21 protein-coding genes are annotated in these 24884 nt (G+C 73.8%); 8 read left to right on the top strand and 13 right to left on the bottom strand.

Annotation, left to right across the window (positions count from 1 at the left end):
* Positions 1–6: 6 nt before the first annotated feature.
* On the bottom strand, positions 7–2520 hold the full coding sequence (locus ACH5A8_RS15625; protein WP_399002088.1) for a DEAD/DEAH box helicase: 2514 nt from the start codon (positions 2518–2520) through the stop codon (positions 7–9).
* 145 nt (positions 2521–2665) lie between these two features.
* Here ACH5A8_RS15625 and ACH5A8_RS15620 point away from each other — a divergent pair, with 145 nt between their 5' ends.
* Positions 2666–3460: a metal-dependent hydrolase gene (locus ACH5A8_RS15620; RefSeq protein WP_399002086.1), complete on the top strand. Its 795-nt coding sequence runs from the start codon at positions 2666–2668 to the stop codon at positions 3458–3460.
* An 89-nt stretch (positions 3461–3549) separates the two neighbouring features.
* Here ACH5A8_RS15620 and ACH5A8_RS15615 read toward each other — a convergent pair whose 3' ends face one another.
* From ACH5A8_RS15615 to ACH5A8_RS15600, 4 genes are all read right to left on the bottom strand, one after another.
* The gene (locus ACH5A8_RS15615) at positions 3550–3828 is read right to left on the bottom strand and encodes a type B 50S ribosomal protein L31 (RefSeq protein WP_399002084.1); all 279 of its coding nucleotides are present in this window, start codon (positions 3826–3828) and stop codon (positions 3550–3552) included.
* A gap of 57 nt (positions 3829–3885) precedes the next feature.
* A complete protein-coding gene (locus tag ACH5A8_RS15610) occupies positions 3886–4359 on the bottom strand; it encodes a DUF5709 domain-containing protein (RefSeq protein WP_399002082.1) in 474 nt (157 codons plus the stop codon).
* A gap of 393 nt (positions 4360–4752) precedes the next feature.
* Positions 4753–6534: an ABC transporter ATP-binding protein gene (locus ACH5A8_RS15605; protein ID WP_399002080.1), complete on the bottom strand. Its 1782-nt coding sequence runs from the start codon at positions 6532–6534 to the stop codon at positions 4753–4755.
* Complete coding sequence (locus tag ACH5A8_RS15600) at positions 6531–8525, bottom strand: ABC transporter transmembrane domain-containing protein (protein WP_399002078.1); 1995 nt, start codon at positions 8523–8525, stop codon at positions 6531–6533. Before ACH5A8_RS15600 ends, ACH5A8_RS15605 begins: the two co-directional genes overlap by 4 nt.
* Positions 8526–9171: 646 nt before the next feature.
* On the opposite strand from ACH5A8_RS15600, the gene ACH5A8_RS15595 reads away from it, so the two are divergent.
* Positions 9172–9921 carry a L,D-transpeptidase family protein gene (locus ACH5A8_RS15595; protein ID WP_399002076.1) on the top strand — a complete coding sequence of 250 codons (750 nt, stop codon included), beginning with the start codon at positions 9172–9174 and terminating at the stop codon, positions 9919–9921.
* A gap of 30 nt (positions 9922–9951) precedes the next feature.
* Here ACH5A8_RS15595 and ACH5A8_RS15590 read toward each other — a convergent pair whose 3' ends face one another.
* Positions 9952–10407: a MarR family winged helix-turn-helix transcriptional regulator gene (locus ACH5A8_RS15590; protein ID WP_399002074.1), complete on the bottom strand. Its 456-nt coding sequence runs from the start codon at positions 10405–10407 to the stop codon at positions 9952–9954.
* 115 nt (positions 10408–10522) lie between these two features.
* Here ACH5A8_RS15590 and ACH5A8_RS15585 point away from each other — a divergent pair, with 115 nt between their 5' ends.
* Positions 10523–12325, top strand: coding sequence for an ABC transporter ATP-binding protein (locus ACH5A8_RS15585; protein ID WP_399002072.1), 1803 nt, complete (start codon positions 10523–10525; stop codon positions 12323–12325).
* A gap of 43 nt (positions 12326–12368) precedes the next feature.
* Positions 12369–13232, top strand: coding sequence for an endolytic transglycosylase MltG (gene mltG, locus ACH5A8_RS15580; RefSeq protein ID WP_399002070.1), 864 nt, complete (start codon positions 12369–12371; stop codon positions 13230–13232).
* Between the two features lie 72 nt (positions 13233–13304).
* On the opposite strand, the gene ACH5A8_RS15575 is transcribed toward mltG, so the two are convergent.
* Positions 13305–14387, bottom strand: a complete 1083-nt coding sequence (locus ACH5A8_RS15575; protein ID WP_399002068.1) for an NAD(P)-binding domain-containing protein — start codon at positions 14385–14387, stop codon at positions 13305–13307.
* A 59-nt stretch (positions 14388–14446) separates the two neighbouring features.
* Here ACH5A8_RS15575 and ACH5A8_RS15570 point away from each other — a divergent pair, with 59 nt between their 5' ends.
* Together ACH5A8_RS15570 and ACH5A8_RS15565 are read left to right on the top strand one after the other, a co-directional pair.
* Positions 14447–14869 (top strand): secondary thiamine-phosphate synthase enzyme YjbQ, encoded by a 423-nt coding sequence (locus ACH5A8_RS15570; protein WP_399002066.1) that lies wholly within the window; start codon positions 14447–14449, stop codon positions 14867–14869.
* A gap of 176 nt (positions 14870–15045) precedes the next feature.
* Positions 15046–16353 carry a glycoside hydrolase family 3 N-terminal domain-containing protein gene (locus tag ACH5A8_RS15565; protein WP_399002064.1) on the top strand — a complete coding sequence of 436 codons (1308 nt, stop codon included), beginning with the start codon at positions 15046–15048 and terminating at the stop codon, positions 16351–16353.
* Between the two features lie 404 nt (positions 16354–16757).
* Here ACH5A8_RS15565 and ACH5A8_RS15560 read toward each other — a convergent pair whose 3' ends face one another.
* From ACH5A8_RS15560 to ACH5A8_RS15545, 4 genes are all read right to left on the bottom strand, one after another.
* The gene (locus ACH5A8_RS15560) at positions 16758–17624 is read right to left on the bottom strand and encodes a universal stress protein (protein ID WP_399002062.1); all 867 of its coding nucleotides are present in this window, start codon (positions 17622–17624) and stop codon (positions 16758–16760) included.
* Between the two features lie 92 nt (positions 17625–17716).
* Complete coding sequence (locus tag ACH5A8_RS15555; protein ID WP_399002060.1) at positions 17717–18391, bottom strand: dienelactone hydrolase family protein; 675 nt, start codon at positions 18389–18391, stop codon at positions 17717–17719.
* A gap of 207 nt (positions 18392–18598) precedes the next feature.
* Positions 18599–19441: a patatin-like phospholipase family protein gene (locus ACH5A8_RS15550; RefSeq protein WP_399002058.1), complete on the bottom strand. Its 843-nt coding sequence runs from the start codon at positions 19439–19441 to the stop codon at positions 18599–18601.
* A 132-nt stretch (positions 19442–19573) separates the two neighbouring features.
* The gene (locus ACH5A8_RS15545; protein WP_399002056.1) at positions 19574–19978 is read right to left on the bottom strand and encodes a DUF5997 family protein; all 405 of its coding nucleotides are present in this window, start codon (positions 19976–19978) and stop codon (positions 19574–19576) included.
* A 58-nt stretch (positions 19979–20036) separates the two neighbouring features.
* On the opposite strand from ACH5A8_RS15545, the gene ACH5A8_RS15540 reads away from it, so the two are divergent.
* Positions 20037–20864 (top strand): LysR substrate-binding domain-containing protein, encoded by an 828-nt coding sequence (locus ACH5A8_RS15540; RefSeq protein ID WP_399002054.1) that lies wholly within the window; start codon positions 20037–20039, stop codon positions 20862–20864.
* Positions 20865–21033: 169 nt separating this feature from the next.
* Here the strand turns inward: ACH5A8_RS15540 and ACH5A8_RS15535 are convergent, their stop codons facing one another.
* The gene (locus ACH5A8_RS15535; protein ID WP_399002052.1) at positions 21034–21912 is read right to left on the bottom strand and encodes an alpha/beta fold hydrolase; all 879 of its coding nucleotides are present in this window, start codon (positions 21910–21912) and stop codon (positions 21034–21036) included.
* Between the two features lie 417 nt (positions 21913–22329).
* Between ACH5A8_RS15535 and ACH5A8_RS15530 the strand changes: the two genes are divergently transcribed.
* Complete coding sequence (locus tag ACH5A8_RS15530; protein WP_399002050.1) at positions 22330–24303, top strand: BTAD domain-containing putative transcriptional regulator; 1974 nt, start codon at positions 22330–22332, stop codon at positions 24301–24303.
* A 20-nt stretch (positions 24304–24323) separates the two neighbouring features.
* On the opposite strand, the gene ACH5A8_RS15525 is transcribed toward ACH5A8_RS15530, so the two are convergent.
* Positions 24324–24800 carry an Lrp/AsnC family transcriptional regulator gene (locus ACH5A8_RS15525; RefSeq protein WP_399002048.1) on the bottom strand — a complete coding sequence of 159 codons (477 nt, stop codon included), beginning with the start codon at positions 24798–24800 and terminating at the stop codon, positions 24324–24326.
* Positions 24801–24884: the final 84 nt, after the last annotated feature.

Raw genomic sequence — 24884 nt, 5'->3', positions numbered from 1 at the left:
CTGTGCTCACAGCTGTCCGACGGCGGTCACCCGGACGACCGCGCGGCCCTCGGCGTCGGAGGCCGCGAGGTCGATCTCCGCGCTGATGCCCCAGTCGTGGTCGCCGTTCGGGTCGTCGAAGATCTGCCGCACGCGCCACAGCCCGTGCTGCGGCTCCTCCTTGATCACCAGCAGCTTGGGGCCACGGGCGTCGGGGCCGGTACCGAGATCCTCGTACTCCTCCCAGTACCTGTCCATCGCCTCGCCCCACGCCTCGGCGTCCCAGCCGGACTCGGCGTCCATCTCGCCCAGCTCCTCCACCTGGTCGAGGGCGGCCATCTCGACACGGCGGAACAGGGCGTTGCGGACCAGGACACGGAAGGCGCGCGCGTTGGAGGTGACCGGCTTGACCTGGTCGGCCCTCTCCTGGGCCTCCTCGGCGGTCATCTCCTCCGGGTTGGCCAGCTGCTCCCACTCGTCCAGCAGGCTGGAGTCGACCTGGCGCACCGTCTCGCCGAGCCAGGCGATCAGGTCCTGCAGGTCCTCGGACTTCAGGTCGTCCGGGACGGTGTGCTCCAGGGCCTTGTAGGCGCTCGCCAGGTAGCGCAGCACGATGCCCTCGGTCCGGGCCAGCTCGTAGAGGGAGACCAACTCCGTGAACGTGAGCGCCCGTTCGTACATGTCCCGGATGACGGACTTCGGCGACAGCGGATGATCGCCCACCCAGGGGTGGCTCTTGCGGTACGTGTTGTACGCGTGGAAGAGCAGCTCCTCCAGCGGCTTGGGGTAGGTCACGTCCTGGAGGCGCTCCATGCGCTCCTCGTACTCGACGCCGTCCGCCTTCATGGCGGCCACGGCCTCCCCGCGCGCCTTGTTCTGCTGGGCGGCCAGGATCTGCCGCGGGTCGTCCAGCGTGGACTCCACCACGGAGACCATGTCCAGCGCGTACGACGGCGACTCGGGGTCCAGGAGTTCGAAGGCGGCCAGCGCGAAGGTCGACAGCGGCTGGTTGAGGGCGAAGTCCTGCTGGAGGTCGACGGTGAGCCGCACGATGCGTCCCTCGGCGTCGGGCTGGTCGAGTTTCTCGACGATGCCGCCGTCCAGCAGCGAGCGGTAGATGGCGATGGCCCGCCGGATGTGCCGCAACTGCTGTTTACGCGGCTCGTGGTTGTCCTCCAGGAGGTGCCGCATCGCCTCGAAGGCGTTGCCCGGGCGGGCGATCACCGACAGCAGCATCGTGTGCGTCACCCGGAAGCGGGAGGTCAGCGGCTCCGGCTCGGAGGCGATGAGCTTGTCGAAGGTGGTGTCCGACCAGGCGACGAAACCCTCCGGAGCCTTCTTGCGGACGACCTTGCGGCGCTTCTTCGGGTCGTCGCCCGCCTTGGCGAGCGCCTTCTCGTTCTCGATGACGTGCTCGGGGGCCTGGGCGACGACGAAACCCTCCGTGTCGAAACCCGCCCGGCCGGCCCGACCGGCGATCTGGTGGAACTCCCGGGCGCGCAGGGTCCGCACCCGGCTGCCGTCGTACTTGGTGAGCGCCGTGAACAGCACCGTGCGGATCGGGACGTTCACGCCCACGCCGAGCGTGTCCGTGCCGCAGATGACCTTCAGCAGACCGGCCTGGGCCAGCTTCTCCACCAGCCGTCGGTACTTGGGCAGCATGCCGGCGTGATGGACACCGATGCCGTGCCGCACGTAACGGGAGAGGTTCCGGCCGAACTTGGTGGTGAAGCGGAAGTTGCCGATCAGCTCGGCGATCTGCTCCTTCTCCTCACGCGAGCACATGTTGATGCTCATCAGCGCCTGCGCCCGCTCCACGGCCTGGGCCTGCGTGAAGTGCACGATGTACACCGGCGCCTGCCGTGTCTGCAGCAGTTCGGTGAGCGTCTCGGTGAGGGGGGTGCGCCGGTACTCGTAGGACAGCGGGACCGGGCGGGTCGCCGAGCGGACCACGGACGTGGGACGACCGGTGCGGCGGGTGAGGTCCTTCTCGAAGAAGGACACGTCGCCGAGCGTCGCCGACATCAGGACGAACTGCGCCTGCGGGAGCTCCAGCAGCGGGATCTGCCAGGCCCAGCCGCGGTCCGGCTCCGCGTAGAAGTGGAACTCGTCCATGACCACCTGGCCGACGTCCGCGTCCTTGCCGTCGCGCAGCGCGATCGACGCCAGCACCTCGGCGGTGCAGCAGATCACCGGCGCGTCGGCGTTCACCGAGGCGTCGCCGGTGAGCATGCCGACGTTCTCGGTGCCGAACAGCTTGCACAGCTCGAAGAACTTCTCCGACACCAGTGCCTTGATCGGCGCCGTGTAGAAGGTGACCTCGTCCCGGGCCAGGGCCGCGAAGTGCGCGCCGGCGGCGATCATGCTCTTGCCCGAGCCGGTGGGCGTGGACACGATCACGTTCGCCCCGGAGACCGCCTCGATCAGCGCCTCCTCCTGATGGGGGTAGAGCGTGAGGCCTCGCTCCTGGGCCCACGACTCGAAGGCTTCGTACAGGGCGTCGGGGTCGGCGGTCGGCGGCAGCTGATCGATGAGGGTCACGCCCCCATCTTGCCTGGCCCCACGCCCGAGGCGGGAATCGGATGCCCGGTCGAAGATCACGGCCGCTACGCTGTGTCGCCGACGCAGGATCGGCGCACCGGGTCAACTGGACAGCGGCATACGAGGAATGGGGCGGGAAGCGGCCATGATGGGACCAGCACACTCACTGTCGGGCGCGGCGGCCTGGCTCGGCGTCGGAGCCGCGACAGCGGCGGCCGGGCACCCGATGCCCTGGCCGGTCCTGCTGGTCGGCGCCCTGATCTGCGCCGGCGCCGCCCTCGCCCCCGACCTGGACCACAAGGCCGCCACCATCTCGCGGGCCTTCGGACCGCTCTCACGGTGGCTCTGCGAGATCGTCGACAAGCTCTCCTACGCCGCCTACAAGGCGACGCGCAAGAAGGGCGACCCACGCCGCTCCGGCGGCCACCGCACACTGACGCACACCTGGCTGTGGGCGGTGCTGATCGGCGCGGGCGCCTCGGCGGCGGCGATCACCGGGGGCCGCTGGGCGGTGCTCGCGATCCTCTTCGCCCACATGGTGCTGGCCATCGAGGGACTGCTGTGGCGGGCGGCCCGCGGCTCGAGCAGCGACATCCTGGTGTGGCTGCTGGCCGGGACCAGCGCCTGGATCCTCGCCGGGATCCTGGACGAGCCGGGGAAGGGATCGAACTGGCTGTTCACGGCGCCGGGCCAGGAGTACCTGTGGCTGGGGCTGCCGATCGTGCTCGGTGCGCTGGTGCACGACATCGGGGACGCGCTGACCGTGTCCGGCTGCCCGATCCTGTGGCCGATACCGGTGGGCCGCAAGCGCTGGTACCCCATCGGCCCGCCGAAGGCCATGCGGTTCCGCGCGGGCAGCTGGGTCGAGCTCAAGGTGCTGATGCCGGTGTTCATGGTGCTCGGCGGGATCGGCTGCGCGGCCGCGTTGAACTTCATCTGACCCGGCGGCCCGGCCGGCCTCGCGAGGCAACCGGTCCGTGCGGCGGGCCGGGACCCGCCCCGGCGGCAGACCTGCGCGAGGCCACCGGCTCAGGCAGGCGCGTCGCCGCCGGCCTCCTGCCCCGTCCCTCCGCCGTAGCGGCGCTCGAACCGGGCGACACGGCCCTCGGAGTCCACGGTGCGGGCCTTGCCCGTGTAGAACGGGTGGCTCTCCGAGGAGATCTCCACGTCCACGACGGGGTACGTCTGCCCGTCGTCCCACTCGATGCGCTGGTCACTGGCCGCGGTGGACCGGGTGAGGAAGGCGTAACCGGCGGCGCGGTCGCGGAAGACCACGGGGTGGTAGTCGGGATGCTTGTCCTGCTGCATGGGTGCTCCTCGTGCGGCGGTGGGCGAGGCCGGGACAGCGGCGCGCGGCCGTTCAGGTCAGCCGTACAGGGTGTCCTCGTCGACGACGTGCACCGCCGCCTCCTCGGCCGAGGCGGCCGCGCCGTCGATGCCCACGTCCGTGGCGACCAGCGCGCTCTCCTCGTCCTCGTGCGCGCCCTCGTCCGGCGCGACCAGCCGGCCGGAGCGGGCGCCGCCGACCTCGTCGTCCAGGAGTTCCCCGTCACCGCCGTCGTAGTCGCCGATGCCGTCGCCGTCCGGTGCGGCGAGGTCGGGCAGCTCCTCGGCCAGGCGCTGGTCCAGGGTCTCGCCCCGTCGGCGCTCGGACGCGGTCACCCCGGCGTGCTCCACCGCCCACGGCCGCTCCGGAGGGGACCAGCCACGGTCCAGGGGGTCATCGACGCCGTCGTACTCCAGCGTGTCCTCCGAGTCGAGGACTCCGGTGTCTTCCTTGATCTCGGAGTCGTCGTCGGGCTGGTATACGTCGTCGCCCCATCCGTCGGCGCTGTCCACGGATACCTCCAGGTGGTGGGGACGGTCCCGTACTCACCGTGGCCGACCGGCGGCCTTCGGTGCGCGGGCCACGGCCGGCGCCCGGCGAGAACCGCGTGGTTCCCGGGCGCTCCCCGAACCGCTGCCGATTACCAGCCTTCCACTCCAGTTCGTCACCGCGCAACGGCACGGGGGAAGCGCCCCGCCCGCGCCCCGGTCACCGTCGGATCCGCCGCCCGGAGGTCACCGGCGCGCACGCCCGGCAGGGCGGCCGTGAGCGCGCCCGCCGCTCCCGGCGGAACCCGGCTGTCCCTGTCGCGGACCGCCGGGAAGCGCACCGGACCTGGCCCCTCGCGTCCTCTCGGTCCCGGGCGAGGTGGCCGGCAGCCTCTTCCTGGCGCCGTGTGCGCTCGCTCAGCCGTGCCAGGACCGCCACAGGGCCGCGTACGCCCCGTCCGCCCTGACCAGTTCGTCGTGGCTGCCCAGCTCGCTGATGCGGCCGTTCTCGACCACGGCGATGACGTCGGCGTCATGAGCGGTGTGCAGCCGGTGGGCGATGGCGACTACCGTCCGGCCGTCGAGGACCCGGGCCAGGGACCGTTCCAGGTGCCGGGCCGCGCGCGGGTCGAGGAGGGAGGTCGCCTCGTCGAGCACCAGCGTGTGCGGGTCGGCCAGGACCAGTCGGGCCAGCGCGATCTGCTGCGCCTGGGCCGGGGTGAGGGCCAGGCCGCCCGAGCCGACCTCCGTCTCCAGTCCGTCGTCCAGGGCCCGGGCCCAGCCGTCGGCGTCGACCGCGCCCAGGGCGGCCCACAGCTCGGCGTCCTCGGCGTCGGCGCGGGCGAGCAGGAGGTTGTCGCGCAGGGTGCCCACGAAGACGTGGTGCTCCTGGTTGACCAGGGCCACGTGGGAGCGCACGCCCTCGGCCGGCATCCGGGACAGTTCGGCGCCGCCGAGGGTGATGTTGCCGTCCCGGGGCGCGTAGATCCCGGCGAGCAGCCGGCCCAGGGTGGACTTGCCCGCGCCCGACGGGCCGACCAGGGCGAGCCGGGTGCCCGGAGCGACCCGCAGGGAGACCTCGCGCAGCACGTCGACGCCCTCGCGGTAGCCGAAACGCACCCGGTGCGCGCGCACGTCCCGTCCGTCGGGCACCAGCGAGGCGTCCCCGGCGTCCGGTTCGATGTCACGGACACCGACCAGCCGGGCCAGCGACACCTGCGCCACCTGCAACTCGTCGTACCAGCGCAGGATCAGCCCGACCGGGTCGACGAGCATCTGCGCGATGAGCGCGCCCGTGGTCAGCTGGCCGATTCCCACCCAGCCGTGCAGGACGAACACACCGCCGACCAGCAGCACCGAGGCGAGGACGGTCACATGGGTGACGTTGACGACAGGGAACAGCACCGACCGCAGCCACAGCGTGTAACGCTCCCAGGCCGTCCACTCCTTGATCCGGCGCTCCGACAGCCGGACGCGGCGGTCGCCGAGACGGTGGGCCTCCACGGTGCGGCCGGCGTCGACGGTCTCGGCGAGCGCGGCGGCCACGGCCGCGTAGCCCGCGGCCTCCGAGCGGTAGGCGGACGGCGCCCGCCGGAAGTACCAGCGGCAGCCGACCACCAGCAGCGGCACGGCGAGCAGCACGGCCGCGGCGAGCGGCGGCGCCGTGACGACCAGGCCGCCCAGCAGCAGCACCACCCACACCACTCCGATCGACAGCTGCGGCACGGCTTCGCGCATCGCGTTGGCGAGCCGGTCGATGTCGGTGGTGATGCGGGACAGCAGGTCACCGGTGCCCGCACGCTCCAGCACGCCCGGCGGCAGACCGACCGACCGGACGAGGAAGTCCTCGCGCAGATCCGCCAGCATCCGCTCGCCCAGCACCGCGCCGCGCAGCCGCACCTCACGGACGAACACGGCCTGGACGAGCAGCGCGAGGACGAACAGCGTGGCGGTGAGCCCCGGACGGAGCTCCCGTGCGCCGTCCGAGACGCGCTCGACCAGGTCGCCCAGCAGCCAGGGGCCCGCCATGGAGGCCAGCACGGCCACCGTGTTGACGGTGACCAGGAGCAGGAAGGCACGCCGGTGCCGGCGCAGCAGTTCGCTCACGTAGGCGCGTACGGTGGTGGAGGCGCCGACGGGCAGGGTGTTCGCCGTCGTCGGCGCCGCCGGGTCGTACGCGGGCGGGGCCAGGCCGATCATGCGGTCTTCTCCTCGATCTCTTCCAGAGCGCCCCGCAGGGCGTCCTCCTCAGGTGCGGACCCGGCGGCCGAAGCGATGCGCGGCGTCCCGTCGTCGTTCAGCACCTCGCTGACGGCGCGTTCCTCGTCCGTCTCACGCGTCACCACCGAGCGGTACCGGGCGTCGGCGCGCATCAGATCCCGGTGCGCTCCGGCCGCCGCGACCCTGCCCTCGTGGACCAGCACCACCCGGTCGGCCTGGTCCAGGAGCAGCGGCGAGGAGGTGAGGACGACCGTCGTGCGCCCGGCCCGCAGTCCGCGCAGGCCTTCCGCGATCCGGGCCTCGGTGTGGGAGTCGACGGCCGAGGTGGGTTCGTCCAGGACGAGCACCCCGGGGTCGGTGACCAGGGACCGGGCCAGAGCGAGGCGCTGGCGCTGGCCCCCGGAGAGGGACCGGCCGCGCTCGGTGATCCGGACGTCCATGGGGTCCTCGGCCTCCAGCGACGCCTGGGCGAGGGCCTCCAGCACGTCAGCGCACTGCGCCGCCGTCAGCGCCGCCTCCACGGTGACGTCGCCCGAGCCGGGGACGTCGAGCAGGTCGCGCAGCGAACCGGACAGCAGCACCGGGTCCTTGTCCTGCACCAGGACGGCCGTGCGGGCGGCGTCGAGTGACAGACCGTCGAGAGGTACGCCGTCGAGCAGCACCGAGGTGCCGGGTCCGTCCTCGGCGGGGTGGCCGCCGAGCCGCTCCGCCAGACGGCCCGCCGCGTCGGGGTCGCCGCACACCACGGCGGTGAGGCGTCCGGCGGGCGCCCGCAGGCCGGTGACCGGGTCGTACAGGCCGCCTGACCGGGCGTCCGCCCCGGCTCCGTCCACCGGCGTCACCGTCGTCCCGGTGTCCGTCCGCCAAGCGCCCGCACCGCCGGCGTCGGCGTGTTCGACGGTCCCGGTCCCCGCGCCGTCCGGCTCAGCGGCCCTCTCGGTTCCCTCGGGCTCCACGGGCTTCTTCGGATCCGTGGTCCGCTCCAACGACAGCACCCGGGCGGCCCGTTTGGCCGACGGGCGGGAGAAGGAGTACGCCATGGCGATCTCCTGGAAGTGCTGCAGAGGATAGGTGAGGACCATGACGGAGCTGTAGACGGTGACGAGCTCGCCGACGGTGATCCGGCCCTCGCGGGCCAGATGGACGCCGTGCCAGACCACGGCGATGAGCAGCAGGCCCGGCAGCAGTACCTGGATCGCGGAGATCAGCGACCACATCCGGGCGCTGCGGACGGCGGCGTGCCGCACCTCCTGGGAGGCGCGGCGGTAGCGGTCGAGGAACAGCTCCTCGCCGCCGATGCCGCGCAGCACCCGCAGGCCGGCGACGGTGTCCGAGGCCAGTTCGGTGGCGCGGCCCGCCTTCTCGCGCTGTACGTCGGCGCGCCGGGTCGCGCGGGGGAGCAGGGGCAGCACCGTGAGCGCCAGCGCGGGCAGTCCCACGGCGACGATCACGCCGAGGGCCGGTTGGTACACGACCAGCGCGACGCAGACCAGCACGACGGTGACGGCCGCGGCGGTGAACCGGGACACGGCCTCCACGAACCAGCCGATCTTCTCGACGTCGCCGGTGGAGACGGCCACCACCTCGCCCGCGGCCACCCGCCGGGTCAGGGCCGAGCCCAGGCGGGCCGCCTTGCGCGCGAGCAGTTGCTGGACCCGGGCGGCGGCGGTGATCCAGTTGGTGACCGCGGCGCGGTGCAGGAAGGTGTCCCCGAGCGCGTTGCCGGCGCAGGCCAGCAGGAGCAGTCCGCCGGTCAGGGCGAGACGCCTCCCCGAGCGGTCGACGACCGCCTGTACGGCGAGGCCGACGCAGAACGGCAGGGCGGAGACCGAGGCGAAGTGCAGCAGGCCCCAGGCCAGTGCTCTCAGCTGGCCGCCGAGCTGGCTCCGTCCCAGCCACCACAGGAATCGGGGGCCCGAGCGTGCGTCCGGCACGCCCGGGTCGGGATACGGAAGGTCGTGAATCTGCATGACGTCCCAGTGGCTCGTGTCAGGGGCGGGATCGGGCCGCGGAAGGCGGTGACAAGCCGTGACAGCCTCGCTTCACGCAGTCGCGGAAAGCAAGCGGTTTTCGACGCCGGGGGAGGGGACCGGTCATGCGGTTCCCTCCCCCGGAAGGGGCCTCCTGACCGGGCGTCGGAAGGCCCGGGCGCGCTCGGCGATACCGGTGCGCTCACCCGCCCCGGTGCTCTCACAACGCCCCGGTGCTCTCACGGGCCCCGGTTCGCTCACCCGCCCCGGTGTGCTCACACGACCTGGCGTACGCACCCGCCTCGACATGCCTCCCACCCGGCGCGCCGCCCGGCCCCCGGCCCCCGGCGCGGTCCGCCCGGCCCTGCCGCGCGGACCGTCCCACCCCGCCCGCTGCCCCGTCCCGCCAGCGGCTCCGCCGGCCCGCTGCCCCGCCCCGCCAGCGGCTCCGCCGGCCCGCTGCCCCGCCCCGCCAGCGGCTCCGCCGGCCCACCGCCCCACCCTCGCCGCCCGGCGGCGCGCCTATCAGGTGAGTCACCCTCAGCGCATGACCGACATACTTCAAAAGAGTCAAAAAGCCGCATATAGCGCTATTTGGTCCAATCTCGAGTAGATCGCGCGGGCCACGCGTGACCACCATGGGGTCATGCGAAAAGGTGGCGCAAGGCGTGCGACAGCCGCGGTAGCGGCCTGCGGTTTCCTTCTGACGGCCCTGGCCGCGTGCGGCGACACGCGGGCGGAGGTCCGTCACGGGGAACTGCCCAGACCCGGCGGTCCCTCGGGAACCGCCCGACCGAGTCCGACCGCGAAGCCGGTCCATGTCCCGGGCGTAGGTGACCGGATGTGGCAGCGGATCCCGGCGGGCACCCGTCAGATCGTGACGGTCTACGGCGACGGCGAGGACTCCCCGGACTCCACGCTCGTCCTCTACGAGAAGCGAGGAGCGACATGGCAGCGCACCGGCAGCTGGCCGGCCCACAACGGCAAGCGCGGCTGGACGACCGACCACCACGAGAGTGACGAGCGCACCCCGGTCGGCGTGTTCACCCTCTCCGACGCGGGCGGTCTGCTCGACGACCCGGGCACCCGGCTGCCGTACACCCAGGACGAGGACGCCTTCGCGTCCCCTTACTACTGGGACGAGGCGCACTGGCACGACTTCGACTACGTGATCGCCGTCGACTACAACCGCCTGCGCGGCACCCGCCCCGACGACCCGAGGCGCCCGCTGGGACAGACCAAGGGCGGCGGCATCTGGCTGCATCTGGACCACGGGGACGGCACATTGGGCTGCGTCAGTGTCCCGGAGACGGCGATGGAGTTCCTGCTGCGCACGCTGAACCCGAAGGACAAGCCCGTCGTGGTGATGGGGGACAAGGCCCACCTGCGGGCGTAGGTCCCTCGGCAGGGCCGGCGTCGCGGCTGCTCAGCAGCGATGTCCCCGCGCGGGCTCCGCGCCCACCAGTGTGTCCAGCAGTCCGCCCAGTGCCTCGCGCTCCTCGACGGTCAGGGGTGCCAGGATCTCCTCCGCGGCGGCGCGGCGGGCGCCGCGCAGTCGCCGCAGCGCATCGCGGCCGTCCTCGGTGAGCTCGACCCGGATCACCCGGCGGTTGGCCGGATCCGGGACCCGGCGCACGTTACCGCCCGCTTCCAGGGCGTCGACCAGTGTGGTCACCGCACGGGGAACCACTTCCAGGGCCTCGGCGAGATCCGCCATGCGCGGCGGCTCGCCGAAGTGCGCCAGCGTGCGCAGCAGCCGGGACTGGGCCGGTGTGACGCCCGGGGCGCGCTCCAGCAGGTGGCGCTTCTGGACGCGGTGCAGCCGGCGGGTGAGCCGCAGCAGCTGCTCGGCGAGGAGGCCGTCGGCATCGGGGTCGGTCATGCGGGAACAATATCAGGACCCTGTTCATTGTGAGTATAGGTAACAATGAGCTAGGATCCGTGAGCCTTCGCCGCTCGTGCTGTCCGGGCGGCGCCCGCACACCTCGTAGGAGCCCATGCACCCCGACCGTCAACCTTCCTGGACCCCGCCCGCCGACGCCGAGGACCGGCCGCGGCAGGTCGGACGCATCCTGAGACTGTTCCGTCCCTATCGCGGTCGCCTCGCCGTCGTCGGCCTGCTCGTCGGCGCCTCCTCGCTGGTCTCCGTGGCGACGCCCTTCCTGCTGCGCGAGACGCTCGACGTCGCGATCCCGCAGGGCCGCACCGGCCTGCTGAGCCTGCTCGCCGCGGGCATGATCCTCAGCGCCGTGCTGTCCAGCGTCTTCGGCGTCCTGCAGACGCTGATCTCCACGACCGTCGGCCAGCGCGTCATGCACGATCTGCGCACCGCCGTCTACGGGCGGCTGCAGCGCATGTCGCTGGCCTTCTTCACCCGCACCCGCACCGGCGAGGTGCAGTCCCGCATCGCCAACGACATCGGCGGCATGCAGGCCACCGTCACCTCCACCGCCACCTCGCTGGTCTCCAACCTCACCAGCGTGGTCGCCACGATCGTCGCGATGGTCGCCCTCGACTGGCGGCTCACGGTCGTCTCGCTGCTCCTGCTCCCGGTGTTCGTGTGGATCAGCCGCCGGGTCGGCAACGAGCGCAAGAAGATCACCACCCAGCGGCAGAAGCAGATGGCCGCGATGGCGGCGACCGTCACCGAATCGCTCTCCGTCAGCGGCATCCTGCTCGGCCGCACGATGGGCCGCTCGGACTCGCTGACCGCGTCCTTCGCCGCCGAGTCCGAGGGTCTGGTCGACCTGGAGGTGCGGTCGAACATGGCCGGGCGGTGGCGCATGGCCGTCATCACCATCGTCATGGCCGCCATGCCGGCCGTCATCTACTGGACCGCGGGCATCGCCCTCCAGTTCGGCGGCCCGAAGGTCTCGATCGGCACGATCGTCGCGTTCGTCTCGCTCCAGCAGGGCCTGTTCCGCCCCGCGGTGAGCCTGCTCTCGACCGGGGTGCAGATCCAGACCTCGCTCGCCCTCTTCCAGCGCATCTTCGAATACCTCGACCTGCCCATCGACATCACCGAGCGGGAACGGCCCGTCCGCCTGGACCGGATCAAGGGCGAGGTCCGCTTCGAGAACGTCACCTTCCGCTACGACGACAAGAGTGCCCCCATCCTCGACGGCATCGACGTCACCGTCCCGGCGGGCAGCGGCCTCGCGATCGTCGGCCCCACCGGCGCCGGCAAGTCCACGCTCGGCTGCCTGGTCCCCAGGCTCTACGACGTCACCGGCGGCCGGGTCACCCTCGACGGGGTCGACGTGCGCGACCTCGACTTCGACACCCTCGCCCGCGCCGTGGGCGTCGTCTCCCAGGAGACGTACCTCTTCCACGCCTCGGTCGCCGAGAACCTGCGCTTCGCCAAGCCGGACGCCACCGACGAGGAACTGGTGGCGGCGGCGCGGGCGGCCCAGATACACGACCACATCGCGGCCCTGCCCGACGGCTACGACACCGTCGTCGGAGAGCGCGGTCACCGCTTCTCCGGCGGGGAGAAGCAGCGCCTGGCGATCGCCCGGACCATTCTGCGCGACCCGCCGGTCCTCCTCCTCGACGAGGCGACCAGCGCCCTGGACACCCGTACGGAAGCGGCCGTGCAGGAGGCCATCGACGCGCTGTCGGCCGACCGCACCACGCTCACCATCGCCCACCGGCTGTCCACCGTCCGCGGCGCCGACCAGATCGTGGTCCTCGACTCCGGCCGGGTGGCCGAACGCGGCACCCATCAGGAACTGCTGGAGCTCGACGGCCGCTACGCGGCGCTGGTCCGCCGGGACGCCCAACTGGAGCCGACAAGCTGACGATATGCCAGGTTTATGAGCTGATGGGAGTTACCGTGCCCGCATGCAGACGAACACTCCGTCACGGAACACCATCAAGCTGACGCGCCGGGGCCGGCTGGCCCTCGTCGTGTCCGGGGCCGTCCTGGCCGGCACCGCCGTGGCGGTGCCGCTGCTGACCCTGGACGGCGACCGGCCGACGCGCCCGCGCACCCTCGTGATCCCCGAGGGCTGGCGGGCCGGCCAGGTGTACACCGCCGTGGACAAGGCCCTCGCCCTGCCCGCGGGGAGCACCGAGCAGGCGGCGGCCAAGGCCGGCCTGAAGCTGCCCGACGCCGCCGGGGGCAATCCGGAGGGCTACCTGTATCCGGCGACGTACCCCCTCGACGACAGGACCACCCCGCGGTCGCTGCTGACCGCCATGGTCGACACAGCCGTCAAGAAGTTCGCCGCCGCCCCGGTCGCGGCGGGCCCGCAGCGCGACTACATGAACCTCTACCAGGCGGTCACCGTCGCGAGCATCGTCCAGGCCGAGTCCGGGACGAAGACGGACATGGCGAAGGTGGCCCGGGTGGTGTTCAACCGGCTCGAGCGCGGCATGCCGCTGCAGATGGACTCCACCCTGCACTACGCCCTGGGCCGCACCGGCGTCCGCACGACCGCCGCCGACACCCGGCTGGACAGCCCGTACAACTCCTATCAGCGCATGGGGCTGCCCCCGACCCCCATCGACAACCCGGGGCAGGACGCGATGCGTGCCGCGCTCGACCCGGCCCCGGGCGACTGGCTGTACTTCGTCACCGTGAAACCGGGCGACACACGCTTCACCGCCGACTACGCCGAACACGAGCGCAATGTCGCCGAGTTCGACGCCCGGCAGCAGAGCCTCGCGCGGAAGCGGAGTCCGAGCCCGAAGCCGTCGAAGTGACCCGCGGGCCGGCCCCGGGCAGACCCCTCGGCCGACCCGAGCGCGCCGCCCCTGCCGCCGGTCCGGACGGCCTCAGGCCGCCGCCTCGGAAGGCCCCTCGGCGAGCAGCCGCCGGATGTCCCGGACGGCCGCGCGCCCGGCCCGGTTGGCGCCGACCGTGCTGGCCGACGGGCCGTACCCCACCAGGTGGATCCGGGGGTCGGCCACCGTTCGCGTCCCCTCGACACGGATGCCGCCGCCCGGCTCGCGCAGCCCGAGCGGCGCCAGGTGGCCGAGCACGGCCCGGAACCCGGTCGCCCAGAGGATGACGTCGGCGCTCACCTGCCGCCCGTCCCGCCAGGCCACGCCGTCCGGGGTGATCCGGTCGAACATCGGCCGCCGGTCGAGCACCCCGTCCGCCAGCCCCTGCCGCACGGCGTCGTTCAACGGCAGACCGGTGACGGACACGACGCTGCGGGGCGGCAGCCCCTGGCGCACCCGCTCGTCGACGAGGGCGACCGCGGCCCGGCCCGCCTCCTGGTCGAACGGCCCCTCGCGGAAGACCGGCGGGCGCCTGGTCACCCAGGTGGTGGCCGCCGCGTACGGCGCGAGCTCCAGCAGGTGCTGGGTGCCGGACGCGCCCCCGCCGACCACGACCACCCGCTGACCGGCGAACTCCTCGGGCCCCGTGTACCGGGCCGTGTGCAACTGCCGTCCGCGGAAGGTCTCCTGCCCGGCGACGCGCGGCCAGAACGGGCGCTCCCAGGTGCCGGTCGCGTTGATCAGCGCCCGCGCCGACCACATGCCGTCGGAGGTCTCCACGAGCAGCCGTCCACCGGTCCCCTCCCGCACGGCGCGCACGTCCACCGGCCGTCGCACCCGCAGATCGAAGGCGCGTTCGTAGTCGGCGAAGTACCCGGCGATGACGTCCGCCGACGGCCGCGCGGGATCGGCGCCGGTCAGTTCCCTCCCCGGCAGCGCGTGCATCCCGTGCACCCTGCCGTACATCAACGACGGCCACCGGAACTGCCAGGCGCCGCCCGGACCGGGTGAGTGGTCGAGCACGACGAAGTCGCGGTCCGGCCGGAATCCGGCGCGCCGCAGGTGATAGGCGCTCGACAGTCCGGCCTGCCCGGCCCCCACGACGACCACATCGACCTCGCGCATGCTGTCCACGCAGCGGTCAACCGCGCCGCGGGCACGGATCTTCCCCGAGGATCGAGGAGGATGGGGGCATGTCACATGCCTTCACCACCCGAGTCCTGAACGTCGCCTCCGGCTCGCGTGAGACGGTCGTCGACCTCACCCGCGACTGCGAGGCCTTCCTGCGGGACGCCGCCGCCGGCCGGGACGGCCTGCTGAACCTGTTCGTGCCGCACGCCACCGCCGGGATCGCGATCATCGAGACCGGCTCCGGCAGCGACGACGACCTCCTCGCCGCCCTGCACACCCTGCTGCCCGCGGACGACCGCTGGCAGCACCGCCACGGCAGCCCCGGCCACGGCCGTGACCACGTCCTGCCGGCCATCGTCCCGCCGCACGCCACGATCCCGGTCCTCGGCGGCCGCCTGGAGCTGGGCACCTGGCAGTCGGTGTGCCTGGTCGACACCAACAAGGACAACCCCGACCGGCAGGTGCGGCTGTCCTTCCTCGGGTAGTCGCGCGGGCGACGCCGGGCTTGGCCCGGGCATCTCACCGCGACCGCCGAGAGGCGAACGAATTCCCGGCAGCGTACGGTGTGAAGAACGCAGCAAACCGGGCTCGCCGTGACGGAAGTGACTGCGCAGCACGCGGCCGGAGGCAGCCCCGACTCGTCCAGGCCGGGAGAACAAGCATGACGATACGCGTCCGGCAGCAGCCCAGGGGCCGCCGTCGCACAGGTCCGCTCACCGGAGCCTCGCTGGCCGTCGTGGCGCTCGCCGTCACCGCCTGCGGCACATCGGCGACACCAGGGGCGACAGCCGACTCGCCGCGGTCTCCCACCACCAGCCACGGCACGGTGGTCACGGGCACCCCGAAGTCACCGCCGAGCCGTACGGGCGCCGACGCCCTCCCGGCCACCACCAGTGCCGCCGCGTCGCCGACCGCGGCCACCTGCACCGACCGGTACCTGTCCGGCATGACCACGGCCCAACGGGTGGGCCAGCTCATCATGGGCGGACTTCCCGCGACCGGCCCCTCCCAGGACCAGCTGCGCACGCTGCGCAACAACCACGTCGGCGCCGTCATGCTCACCGGACGCAGCACCGCCGGTACGACGGCCACCAGGAAGGTCGTCGACGGCTTCCGGGGGCAGGCGGACCAGATCGACGGCCGGAAGGTCGGCTACCTGGTCGCCACCGACCAGGAGGGCGGCCGGGTGCAGGTGCTCAACGGCCCCGGCTTCTCGGCCATGCCCAGCGGCCAGACCCAGGGCAGCTGGCCGACCGCGACGCTGCGCGCCCGAGCCGCGGAGTGGGCCAAGGAGCTCAAGTCCGCCGGGGTCGACCTGAATCTGGCGCCGGTCGCCGACGTGGTCCCGGCCTCCCTGGGCACCCGCAACATCCCCATCGGCTCCTTCCAGCGGGAGTACGGCCACACCGCGGACACCGTGACCTCGCACACCGGCGCCTTCGCCGCCGGGTTCGCGCAGTCCGGCGTGATGACCACGTTCAAGCACTTCCCCGGACTGGGCCAGGTGATCGGCAACACCGACACCACCGCGAACGTCGTGGACTCGGTGACGACCGCCTCCAGTTCCAGCCTCGCGCCCTTCCGGGCCGGCATCCAGGCCGGAGCCCCCTTCGTGATGATCTCGTCGGCCACGTACACCAAGATCGACCCCAAGCACCTGGCGGCCTTCTCGCCGACGGTCGTCGACCATCTGCTGCGCGGCCAGTTCGGCTTCAAGGGCGTGGTCATCTCGGACGACCTCGGGAACGCCGTCGCGGTGCGGTCGTTCAGCCCCGGCCAGCGGGCCGTGAACTTCATCGCGGCAGGCGGCGACATGATCCTCACCGTGCGGCCGAGCACCATACCCGCGATGACACAGGCCCTCCAGACCCGGGTGCAGCAGGACGCCTCGTTCCGGGCCAAGGTCGACGCCGGCGTGCGCCGCGTACTCGACGCCAAGCGCGACGCGGGCCTGCTCGACTGCGGTTGAGTTTCTGCGCCCTGACCGTTCGGGTCGTCCCACGATCGTTCTCCGGCCCCGCCCGGGGCCGCGAGGAGGAGACCCGGCGCGGGCTCGACGTCACGAACCACCCGTGGCCGATCACGCGCGCGGTCCCGCACGGCTCACCCGCGACCAGTTCACGGCCCGCCTCCGCCTCCGGGCCGACCACCTCGACGTCGCCCTACGTCCACGACGCGACGACCGCCGACAGGGCGCCGCGCGCCGAGTCGGCCCTCTTCGCCGAGCCGGGCGCCGAGGCGCGCCTGTGCGGTGACGTGAGGCTGTGCCGCGCCGCCCGGACGTTCGAGCGCCCGGTCCGGGAACCACCCCGGACCGGGCGGCGGAGTTCGCGGGCGGGGCCCGCGAGCCCGGCACGGTCCGAACGACAGGACCTAGCGCACCGGCACGATGGCGACGGGGCAGTTCGCGTGGTGCAGCACGGCGTGCGTCACCGACCCCAGGGGCAGTCCGAGGCCGCCCTCGGCCGGGTGGCGCGGAAGCACCACGAGACCGGCCCGCCCGGAGGCCTCCACCAGCGCGGAGGCGGGCGAGCCCACGGCCAGCTCGGTGGCCACCCGCACCCCGGGGAAGTCCCCGGCGGTACGGGCGGCGCGGCTCAGCAGCTCGGCATGACCGCGCTGCTCCTCGTCCATGGTGTCCACCTGCGGCACCATGAGCCCGGCCTCGCGCAGCGGTGTCCAGGCGTGGACCATGCGCACCGTGGCCCGGCGGCGGTCCCCCTCGGCGAGGGCGAACCGCACGGCCCTCTCGTCCCGGTCGTCGCGGATCCCGACCACGATGTCGTCGTCCACGGCCCGTTCCACATGGCCTCGGACGACGACCACCGGCCGGTCCGCGTGCGCGGCCGCTTTCAGGCTCACCGAGCCCAGCAGCAGTCCGGCGAAGCCGCCGCGGCCACGGGTGCCGAGCACCAGCACGTCGGCGTCCTGGGCCGCGCCGAGGAGGGCCTCCGCCGGCCGGCCGTGGACGAGCGCGGTCTCGATCGGCAGGTCGGGGCGGTCGGCCGCGATCCGGCCCCGGGCGTCGTCCAGCATGCCGGTGGCCGCCTGGAAGACCTGGTCGGTGAGCCCGGCACCGGTCTGGTCGTATCCGATCTCGGGGCCGGGCCCCACGGAATGGACGAGCCTCAGCGTCATGCCGTGCAGTGCCGCTTCCGTGGCCGCCCAGTCCACGGCGAGCCAGGAGTGGGACGTGTCGTCGATCCCCACGAGGACCGTGCCACGGTGATCGTCGGTCATCTTCCCTCCAAGGCCGTGGTCGCCGGGTCACGTACGGCGGTCAGGACGCGCCCGCCCACCGGGCGCCGTGCGTGCGGGTCCGCCCGAGGCGGTCACCACCGCGGTCGGGTGGTCTCCCGTGAGAACCGCAGGTACTCCGTGCACCACTCGCCGGCGATGTCGGTGATCCGGTCCAGCTCGTCCTGGCCCTGGAAGAGATGCGTGGCCTCGGGCACCACGCGGACGGAGTGCGGGGAGTGCAGGCGCCGTGCCGCCCTCTCGGTCAGCCTCAGCACCCCGGACTCCTGGCCGCCCGCGATGAACAGCACCGGTACCCGTACGCGCCGGACCGTGTCGGCCGTCGGGTCGGGCAGCCCGCCCCACAGCACCACGGTCAGCACGTGCTCCGGCAGTTCCGCGGCGGCCTCGAGCACGGTGGCCGCCTGCGTGCCGAAGCCGAGGAGGACGACCGGCAGGGTCCGTGTGCCGGGCTGGGCCCTGACCCAGTCGACCGCGGCCACCAGGCGGTGGGCCAGCAGCCCCGCGTCGAAGCGCTGTTCCCCCCGCTCGGTCGCCCCGCGGTCCTCCCGCTCGCTGAGGAGGTCCACCAGCAAGGTCGCCCACCCGGCGCTTCGCAGCCGGGCGGCGAGCGCCTGGCTGTGCGGGTCCCGCCGGGACCTGTCCACGTCGTGCGGGAGCAGCACCACCGCCCCGGCCGAGGCCGGGACGGAGAAGTCACCCTCGAGCGTCACACGGTCGGCAGGCACCGACACCGTCTCGGACATCATGGGCATCACTTCCCGGGTCGCTCGGCTCCATGTTCCACGGGGAGGGACTCCGCCGCTCGCCGGGTACCCGCCGGACGGGAACCGGACCCGCGGTGGCGGGGGCCGGACGGCGGCGGCCGGGAGGCCCGGGCGGCCGGGATACGCGGATGACGGCGACGGCCGGGCTCGTGTCCGCTCGGGCCGCGCGGACGCGCGAGAGCGCTCCGCTCAGCCGCGGACCCACTCGATGGTCAGCGCACGTCCTTGCGCGCGCCCGGCCTCGGCGGCCGGCCCGCGCGTGGCCGGATCCAGCGCGTTGGCGCCGATCGCGGCCTTCGACGCCTCGTCCGGCGCGATCACCGCCACCTCGGCGCCCTGGGCGCGCAGCTCCTCCACGGCCCGCGGCAGCGGCGTCTCGCTCGGGAACGGCTCCTCGGCGCCCATCGGCACGATCACCAGGACACGCGAGGCGCCGGCGGCGTAGTCGGCGTTGGCGACGGAACGGACCCCGCCGTCGACGTACCGTCGGCCCTCGATCGTCACGGGCGGCCAGATCCCCGGGACCGCGCAGCTCGCGGCGACCGCGTCGACCAGGCTCACGTCCGAGGCGCCGTCGAACACCCGCGGCTCGCCGCTCGCGGCGTCCACCGCCACGATCCGCAGCCGGCGCGTGGGCCATTCGTGCCGCGGAAGCCGCGACTCGATCACCGCCCGCCGCTCGGCCTCCGGCACGGTCCCGGCGCGCAGCGCCAGCTCCCCGACGGCGCGCCGCATCTCCGGCACGTCGGCACCGCCGCCCAGCGCGGCCCCGAGCTGCGCCGCGAAGGCCTCCAGATCCATCTCGGCCATGATCTCGACGGCCTGCAACGAGGGCTCGACCTGCCGGGCGTACAGCTCCTCCAGGGGCAGTCCGCTGCCCAGCTGGGCAGCGACGGCCGACCCGGCGGAGGTCCCGACGATGACGTCGGCCCCCGTCACGTCCTGTCCGCTCTCCGCGAGCCCGGTCAGCAGCCCGGTGATCCAGGCGATGCCCCCGACACCGCCACCGCCCAGCACCAACGCCTCGGTCATGCGCGCCCCCTCGACCTGTCCGGATCGTCCACGTGTCCGACCGGCATCATCCACGAGTTCGACTGACTCCTCATCAGATCGGTCAGATGATCGTGACGGGCGGATCGGTCGGCCGGTCCGGGCGGGACACCGTCAGGAACGCGGTTCGCCGCTCTCCTCCGCGCGCTCGGCGTCCCGCTTCTTCAGACGGGCGGTCTCCTTGCGCACCTCGGCCTGGGTGGCGCGCTCCTTCTCCAGCCACTCGGGCCGGTCCTGCTTCAGCGCCTCGATCTGCTCCGTGGTGAGGGCCTCGGTCACTCCGCCGCGCGCCAGGCCGGCGATGGAGACACCCAGCTTGGCCGCGACCACCGGACGCGGGTGGGGGCCGTTGATCCGCAGCTCCCGCAGCCACTCGGGCGGATCGGCCTGGAGCTCGTTCAGCTCGGCGCGCGAGACGACGCCCTGCTGGAACTCGGCGGGCGTGGCGGGGAGGTACACACCCAGCTTCTTCGCCGCCGTGGCGGCCTTCATGGTCTGGGCGGTCTGGTGCGACTTCATGGTGTCCAGACTATCGACCGCCGGAGAGGGCTCCGACCACGGCGGGTAACCTGGCGGGGTGACAGGCTCGGAGACATCCCCCACGTTCCGGCTCGCGTACGTTCCCGGGGTGACGCCCGCGAAGTGGGTGCGGACCTGGAACGAGCGCCTGCCCGACGTCCCCCTCGATCTGGTCCAGGTCCCGGCCGCCGACGCGCCCGCGACACTGCGTGACGGCGCGGCGGACGCGGGCCTCGTCCGGCTGCCGGTGGACCGTACGTTCTTCAGCGCGATCCCGCTCTACACCGAGGCGACGGTCGTCGTCGTCCCCAAGGACCATCTGCTGACGGCCGCGGACGAGGTGTCGCTGGGCGACCTGGCCGAAGAGGTCGTCCTCCACCCCCTGGACGACGTACTCGGCTGGGAGCGGCCGCCCGGGGAGCCCGCCTTCGAGCGCCCCGCCACCACCGAGGACGCCGTCGAACTCGTGGCGGCCGGCGTGGGGGTGCTCGTCGTCCCGCAGTCGCTGGCCCGCCTCCACCACCGCAGGGACCTCACCTACCGGCCGGTCGTCGACGCCCCGCAGTCGGGCGTCGCGCTCACCTGGCCGGAGGAGGCGACCACGGACATGGTCGAGGACTTCATCGGCATCGTCCGCGGCCGGACGGTCAACAGCACCCGGGGACGCTCCAGTGCCCAGGGCGCGGACCGGCCCGGCGGCGAGGGGGAGAGCGCCCGCGGGAAGCGGGCGGCCGGCCGCACCGGCAGGGCGACCGCCCGGAAGGAGGCCCCGGGCGCCTCCCGCACGGCCAAGGGCGCCAGGAGCGCCAAGGGCGGGCAGGGCGGAAAGGGCGCGAAGGGGACCAAGGGGGGCGGCCGGCAGGGCGGCTCGCGCCGCCGGTCCTGAGCTCCGTCAGGCGCCGCTCGCCGGACCGGCGCCGTCCGCCGGACCAGTGCCGCCTGTCAGACAGGCGCCGACCGCCGGACCGGCGTCGACCCGGGCGCCGCCGCTTCTCCCCGGCTCCGTGAGCGGGCGTCGCCCCACAGCCCCGTCGCCGGGGCGGGCGTCGGGCGGCTCAAACGGCGAGCAGTTCCCGCAGCGCCCGCGCCACTTCCCGCGGGGCCTCCTCGGCCATGAAGTGACCGCAGGCGACCGTGGTGTGGCGCAGGTCCGGCGCCCAGGCCCGCCACAGCGCGGCGGCGTCGTAGCCGAGGGCGGCGCCCCAGTCCTGCTGCAGCACGGTGACGGGCATGCGCAGCCGGTTGCCGGCCTCCCGGTCGGCACGGTCGTGGGCCACGTCGATGCCGGCCGAGGCCCGGTAGTCCGCCACGATCGACGGCACGGCGGCGCGGCAGGCCGCGAGGTAGGCGGCGCGCACGTCGGCGGGCAGCGCCTTCGGGTCCCGGGTCCAGGCGTCGAGGAAGTACCCGAAGAAGTCGTCCGCGGCGGCGGCGATCATCCGCTCGGGCAGGCCCGGCGACTGGGCCATCAGATACAGGTGGAAGGCCACGGCGGCCGGCGCCCCCCGCAGCACGTCCCACATGTCGAGGGTGGGCAGGATGTCGAGCAGGGCCAGGTGGGTGATCCTCTCCGGGTGGTCGAGGCCCGCGCGGAAGGCCACCAGCGCGCCACGGTCGTGCCCGGCCAGCGCGAAGCGCTCGTGCCCGAGAGCCTCGGCCAGCGCCACCACGTCGGCGGCCATCGTCCGCTTCGCGTACACCGTTCCGTCGGCGTCGGCCGGCTTGTCACTGGCTCCGTATCCGCGCAGGTCGGGGCAGATCACGGTGTGGTCGGCGGCGAGGTCGGCGGCCACGTGCCGCCACATCAGGTGGGTCTGCGGGAAGCCGTGCAGCAGGACGACGGGGGTGCCCGAGCCGCCCACGGCCGTGGTCAGCGCGACTTCGTCGGCGACGGGTACGCGGCGCAGGTCGAAACCGGGGATGGCGGGTGTCATGCGGTGATGCCTCTCCTTCGCGGGGCCGGTCGGATCGGCCGGCTGCACCGAGCCTGCCGCGCCCCGATCAGCGGACGATCAGCACACCGGGCCGCCGGACTACCGGATCGCCCGACCGCCCGACGAGCTGACAGTCGGACGAGCGGACCACCGGATCGCCGCACCGTCGTACCGTCGGTGCGGCGATCACCGGGGTGCCGGGCCGCGAACGGAGGCTGGTCCGCCGGTGCGGCGCCGACGGCGACGGACGGCCGAGGAGCCGGCACCGGGCGGCGGCGTGGACCGAACGAATCCGGGCGGCGAGGGACGATCGACAAGGGGCGACCGGTCCAAAGGCGACCGGTCAGCGGCGCCCGGCGGGGGACGGGTCGGTCAGGGACGGCCGGCCGGTGCGCCGGGGCGAGAGGAAGGTGGACGATGACGGACGGGATCCGTTTCGGTGTGCTCGGGCCGGTGACGGCCGAGTGCGAGGACGGCCCGCTGGACCTGAAGGGGCCGCGGCACCGCGCCGTGCTCGCCCGGCTGATCGTCGCCCGCCGCCGGGTGGTCCCGGTCGCCCGGCTGGTCGCGGACCTGTGGCCGCAGCCGCCGGCCGGAGCCGTCGGAGCCCTCCAGACCTTCGTCGCCGCCCTGCGCCGCGCCCTGGAACCCGACCGCCCGCCCCGCGCCCCCGCCCACCTGCTGGTCACCGAGGGCCCCGGATACGCCCTGCGGGCCGCCCCGGACGCGGTGGACGCCTGGCGGTTCGAGAAGGCGGTCACCGAAGCCGTCCGCCTGCCCCCCGGGCAGGCACTCGACCGGCTCGAACAGGCCCTGACGTGGTGGCGCGGGCCCGCCTACGCCGAGTTCGCCCACGACGACTGGGCCCGCGCCGAGCGCGCCCGGCTGGCCGAACTGCGTCTGCGCGCCGAGGAGCAGCGGGCCGCCACGCGGCTGGCACTGGGCCGGTCCGCCGAGGCGGTGCCCGATCTGGAGGCCCATGTCACCGACCATCCGTGGCGCGAGGAGGCCTGGCGGCTGCTGGCGCTCGCGCTGTACCGCACGGGCCGCCAGGGCGACGCCTTGACCGTCCTGCGCCGCGCCCGCACGACGCTCGTCGACCAGCTCGGGGTGGACCCCGGACCCGCTCTGCGCCGTCTGGAGGCGGACGTGCTGGCTCAGGACCCCGCGCTGGAGGCGCCGGAGGAGGCGGCCGGCGCGGCGAGCCTGTGGCACCGCGCCGCTCAGGCGTACGACCGCACCGTCGCGGCCGGGTCCCGGGCGCGGCTGGAGTCGACGGTCGGACTGCTGCGCGGCCTCGCGCTGGCCGGGGGAGGCGGACTGGCCGCCGCGCGCGAGCAGCGCACGGCGGTGGTCGACGCCGCCGAGGAACTGGGCGATCCCGCTCTGACCGCCCGGGTCATCGGCGCCTACGACGTCCCGGCGGTCTGGACCCGCGGCGACGATCCGCGGGCAGCCCTGCGGATCGTCGCCGCGGCCGAGCGCACCCTCGCCGCCCTCCCGCCCGGTCCCGCCCACGACGCCGACCGCTGCCGTCTGCTGGCCACCGTCGCCCTGGAGTCGCGGGGCACCCGGTCGCCCCGCGGGCCCGCCGCCGCGGCGGAGGCGGAGGCACTCGCCCGCCGGCTCGACGACCCGGCGCTGCTCGCCTTCGCGCTCAACGGCCGCTTCATGCAGTCCTGCGCGCGAGCCGGCCTGGCCGCCCGGCGCGACGCGATCGGCGAGGAACTGGTGACCCTGTCGGCGCGGCACGGGCTGGCGTCGTACGAGGTGCTGGGCGAGCTCGTGCGGATGCAGGCCCGCGCCGGGCTCGGCGACCGGGCCGGCGCGAGGGCGCACGCCGCTGCCGCCGACCGCCTCGGAGAACGTCACGAACGCCCGCTGGTGGCCGTGTTCACGGGCTGGTACCGCGCGATGGAGGCCGGCGACGAGCGGGCCGTACGGTCGGCCGCCGCGCTTCTGGACGGCGCGGGCATGCCGGGCCTGGCGGCCGGACTGCTTCCGCTGGCGCTGCTGTGCCTGCGGCTGGCGGACCGGCCCAGGGCGGCGGCGGAGGCGGCCGGGGCCGTCGACCCGGGCGAGGACTGGGGCCCGTACCGTCCCTGGATGCTTCCTTTCGCCCTGCTCGGCGCAGGGCGCCGCGACGACGCCCGGACCGCGCTGGGCGCCCTGCCCGAACCGCCCGCCGACCTGCTCCAGGAGGCCCTGTGCTGTCTGGAGGCGGCCCTCGCCCTGGAACTCGGCGACCGGACGGCCCTGGAGCGGACCCGGACGCGTCTGCTGCCGGCCGCCGGGGAAGTGGCGGGCGCGGGCAGCGGCCTGGTCGCCCTCGGCCCGGTCGACCGGTGGCTGGCGGAGATCACCGCCGCGTCGCGCACCCCGGTGTCATGAGGGCGCGCCCCGCCCTCGGCTCACTTCCGCGCCGTACGTCCGATCGACTCCACCAGCGGCAGCATCCGGTGCGCGACCCGTTCACGCAGGGCCACCTCGGTGCGGGTGCGGACCACGCCGGGCAGGCTGATCAGCTTCTGGATCACGTCCTCCAGGTGGGCGTTGTCCCGCGCCACCACCCGGGTGAGGAGATCGCCGCCGCCGGTGATGGAGAACGCCTCCACGATCTCCGGCACCCCGGCCAGCGCCTCCCCGACGTCGTCCAGGTGGCCCTGGGTCACCTCGATGTGCACGAACGCGAGCACCGGATGACCGAGCGCGGCGGGGGAGAGGGCGGGGGCCGTGCCGGTGATCACGCCGTCGCGTTCGAGGCGGTCCAGCCGGGCCTGGAGCGTGCCGCGCGCGACGCCGAGGACACGGGCGTACTCGCGCACACTGGTGCGCGGCTGTTCGAGCAGCAGCCGCAGGATGCGGGTGTCGAGTTCGTCCACGGCCATGACGGCGCCGCCTCCTGATGCGTTCGTCGATCCACGACGACTGTACCAATGGCCCAGCACACGGCGGCTCGGATGAGCCAGCGA

Origin of the sequence: Streptomyces sp. NPDC018610, from assembly GCF_044391765.1 — a bacterium.
In the GTDB taxonomy this organism is placed as follows: domain Bacteria; phylum Actinomycetota; class Actinomycetes; order Streptomycetales; family Streptomycetaceae; genus Streptomyces.
Note: the sequence above shows the minus strand (reverse complement) of the source record. Positions and strands in the feature narration are given on the sequence as shown.